General features: G+C 67.2%; 1 protein-coding gene. It reads left to right on the top strand.

The features are described from left to right. Positions 1 to 265, top strand: a 265-nt coding sequence (locus SB717_RS36610; protein WP_486360801.1) for a hypothetical protein, incomplete at both ends; no start/stop codon positions are given.

The raw sequence follows: 265 nt of genomic DNA, 5'->3' as shown, positions 1-265 counted from the left end.
CTGCCGGTCGCGGCGTGGTGGGGATCGTCGACTTCGAGATGGCGGCCGGACATCGCGAATGGCCGCAACGTTTCGCGGCCGGGACCGATCGGGTACGGGTGCAACCGGTCACGTACGCCACCACGCTCGACGAGGTCCTCGCCGCCGGCTTTCGGACCGGCGACCGGTTGATGGAGGATTCTGACCTGCTGACCATGGGTCCGCTGAAGATCTTCTCCGACGGTTCTCTCAACACCCGCACCGCGCACTGCTGCCAGGCCTACGC

Source organism: Priestia sp. SIMBA_032 (genome assembly GCF_046535215.1).
Taxonomy (GTDB): domain Bacteria; phylum Bacillota; class Bacilli; order Bacillales; family Bacillaceae_H; genus Priestia; species Priestia aryabhattai.
This window is presented reverse-complemented; position numbering and strand designations above follow the sequence as displayed.